We start from the raw sequence: 2,940 nt of genomic DNA on the forward strand, positions 1-2,940 counted from the left end.
ATGGTTGACCAATGGCAGCCCTACGTGATCCAAGGAATGCCAATGGGCGAAAATACGATATCCATAGAATTAGTGGACAGCGAAGGGAACTTGGTAGATAGCCCAATGAATAGCGTATCGCGTACGTTTACTCTAGAAGGAAGCGAACCAGCGATGTAGCCCTATCGATGTTAACGATTATAGGAAGCCTAGTTTTTTACTGGGCTTTTTTTATCGCTCGTACAGTTCAATTGGTAAGCCGTCGGGGTCAGCCAAAAAGGTAAACCGCTTCTGGGTAATTTCATCGGTACGGATTTCTTCTACCGTAATTTGCTGACTTTCCAAAGAGGATTTTGCCCGTTCTATATCATTTATTTCAAACGCTAAGTGACGCAATCCGGCGGCTTCGGGGTACGACGGACGAGGGGGTGGTTCGGGAAATGAGAACAGTTCAATCTGCCCTCCTCCCGGTACTCGTAAGTCCAGTTTATAAGAATCTCGCTCGGCCCGATAGGTTTCCCGGATAATCTCTAGTCCCAGTATCTCAGTGTAAAAACGCTTGGATCGTTTGTAATCCGAAACAATAATAGCTACATGATGAATTCTTAGTAGGTTTAGCATAAGTAAAGATAAACAAAACCTTTAGGGCAGTCCAAAGGGTGTCTACTCATTTCGCAGTGAATCTACAGGGTTGGCTAAAGCCACGCGACTGGCATGCCAACCGGTAGTTAAAAACATAATTATCAAGGTAGCTACTAAAAGTACTCCGAGCGTACCGTAGCTGATTTCAGTTCGATAAGCAAAGTTCTCCAACCATTCCTGCATGGTGTACTGGGCTAACATAAATGCCGGTAGTGTCGCAACGGCCACCAGCAACAGGAAACGGTGAGTCATAAGTATAACAATGTTTCCCAACCCCGCTCCCAGCACTTTCCGGATACCTATTTCTTTAACCCGCTGCTTGGTTAGGAAGGCTGCCAGTCCATAGAGACCGGCGAAGGAAATGAAGAGCGTAACCAGCGAAAGCAGCAGAAAAACCCGTCCCCGAATTTGGTCAGCAGTGAATAGATTTTGCAGCGTATCATCCAGAAAGGAATAGTTAAAAGTAGTATTGGGAAATACACTCGCCCAGCTTTCTTCAATGTGTTCTAACCCGTCGGCAAGGTCACCGGTAAGCTTCACCGCCAGACGGTTGGTGGTACCCAGCCGAAAAAGCTGAGGTTCCAGAGCGGCGTGCAATGAGCCTTGTTGAAAATCTTCTACTAACCCCAACCACTTTCATAAAGTTCGGGTTACCTTTGTCGCCAAAACGGATTCTTTCACCCAAAAGCTGATTCAATCCAAAGAGACGTGCCTTTAGAGGTAGGAGCCTGCTCGGCTTGAGGGCAAACACTAGAAACCGAGTGCTTATGATTTTCATCTAAAATCTAATTCATAGTTCACATTAACTAATGAAACCCTTTTGGCAATAATTGCACTTATTACTATAAGTTAAAACCACTACATGAATTTTAAGACTGCTTGGCTCACTTTAGGAATGTCTACGCTGCTGTTGGGTTGCGGAATAGATAAACCTGCGGAGGTTGTCCAGGCAGAAAATTCATTGCCAGACGAGGTTGATTTCAACTTACACGTCAAACCGATTCTGTCGGACAAGTGCTACTTCTGCCATGGCCCCGATTTGGCGAAACAAAAAGCGGGCTTGCGATTAGACACCCCGGAGGGAGCTTTCGCAGTGCTGGCAGAAAGTGGTAATACTGCCATTGTTCCCGGTAAAGCCAACCGCAGTGAATTGGCCCACCGCATTCTTTCGGAAGATAAGGAATATCAAATGCCTCCCCCCGAATCTAACGTAGTACTGACCGACTACGAAAAAGCGGTGCTTATCCGGTGGATTGAAGAGGGCGCGGAGTACAAGCCGCACTGGGCCTTTATCCCGCCCGAGCCGGTGACGGTGCCGGAAGTAGCCTACCAAGACCAGACGGTCAACGAGATTGATAACTTCGTCTTCCGGGTTCTCGAGCGAAACAAACTAGAACCTCAAACAGAAGCCGATAAAGAGACACTGATCCGCCGGGTCACCTTTGACCTAACCGGCTTACCGCCTTCACTGGCGGAGATCGATGCTTTTTTAGCGGACACCTCCGAAGATGCCTACGAAAGAGTGGTTGACCGGCTACTCGCTTCGCCTCACTACGGAGAAAAGATGGCCACCGACTGGATGGATGCCTCTCGCTACGCCGATACCCACGGCTACTCGGTAGATCGCTACCGCCCCATGTGGCCCTGGCGCGACTGGGTCATCAAATCATTCAACGAAAACCGACCTTTTGATGAGTTTGTCACCTGGCAATTGGCGGGCGATTTGATGTCCGAACCCACCCGGGAGCAGATTCTGGCGACGGCTTATAATCGCAATCACGCCCAAAATATGGAAGGCGGTATTGTGAACGAAGAGTACCGGATAGAGTACGTAGCCGACCGTACCAATACGCTGGGTAAATCGCTGATGGCCATGACGCTGGAATGCGCTCGCTGTCATGACCATAAGTTTGACCCGATCTCGCAGAAGGAATATTTCCAGATGTTTAGCTTCTTTAACAATGTAGATGAAGCCGGGCAGATTTCCTGGGACAACGCTACGCCCGTACCTACGCTACTGCTAACCGACGAAAAGCAAGACAGCATCATTCAATTTCTAGACAAGCAAATTGCTCAGAAAGAAAACGAAATTAAGGCACTTACTACTGGCCAGAGTGAAAGCGTAAAGCTCAAGCAGCCGGTCAACATTCGCCAATATTTGAATGATGGCCTGATCGCTCATTTCAACTTTGAAAAAACCATCGATAATCAGTTCGTCAATGTAGTAAACCCCCGTCAGAAGGCTAAACTTGTCTTGCCAGAACCCCGCAAGAATCCTCAGGCATTAGCACCAGCGATCGAGCAGGGAGAATTTGGTCA

The 2,940-nt window shown here is 48.0% G+C and carries 3 protein-coding genes; 1 reads left to right on the plus strand and 2 read right to left on the minus strand.

What is annotated here, in order from left to right; translation table 11 throughout:
- Nucleotides 1–210 precede the first annotated feature (210 nt).
- Both WBA23_RS22170 and WBA23_RS22175 read right to left on the minus strand, forming a co-directional pair.
- On the minus strand, nucleotides 211–600 hold the full coding sequence (locus WBA23_RS22170; RefSeq protein ID WP_424584466.1) for a VOC family protein: 390 nt from the start codon (nucleotides 598–600) through the stop codon (nucleotides 211–213).
- Nucleotides 601–642: 42 nt separating this feature from the next.
- Nucleotides 643–1,251: an ABC transporter permease gene (locus WBA23_RS22175; protein WP_424584467.1), complete on the minus strand. Its 609-nt coding sequence runs from the start codon at nucleotides 1,249–1,251 to the stop codon at nucleotides 643–645.
- Nucleotides 1,252–1,483: 232 nt separating this feature from the next.
- Between WBA23_RS22175 and WBA23_RS22180 the strand changes: the two genes are divergently transcribed.
- Nucleotides 1,484–2,940 (plus strand): DUF1549 domain-containing protein (locus tag WBA23_RS22180; RefSeq protein ID WP_424584468.1); only part of this gene is annotated, 1,457 nt, incomplete at its 3' end.

The sequence above is a fragment of the Tunicatimonas sp. genome (genome assembly GCF_049647865.1).
Classification (GTDB): domain Bacteria; phylum Bacteroidota; class Bacteroidia; order Cytophagales; family Cyclobacteriaceae; genus Tunicatimonas.

Bases quoted from the DNA above. Each gene is read 5' to 3' on its own strand.
- WBA23_RS22170 (WP_424584466.1), bottom strand. From the start codon at position 600: ATGCTAAACCTACTAAGAATTCATCATGTAGCTATTATTGTTTCGGAT.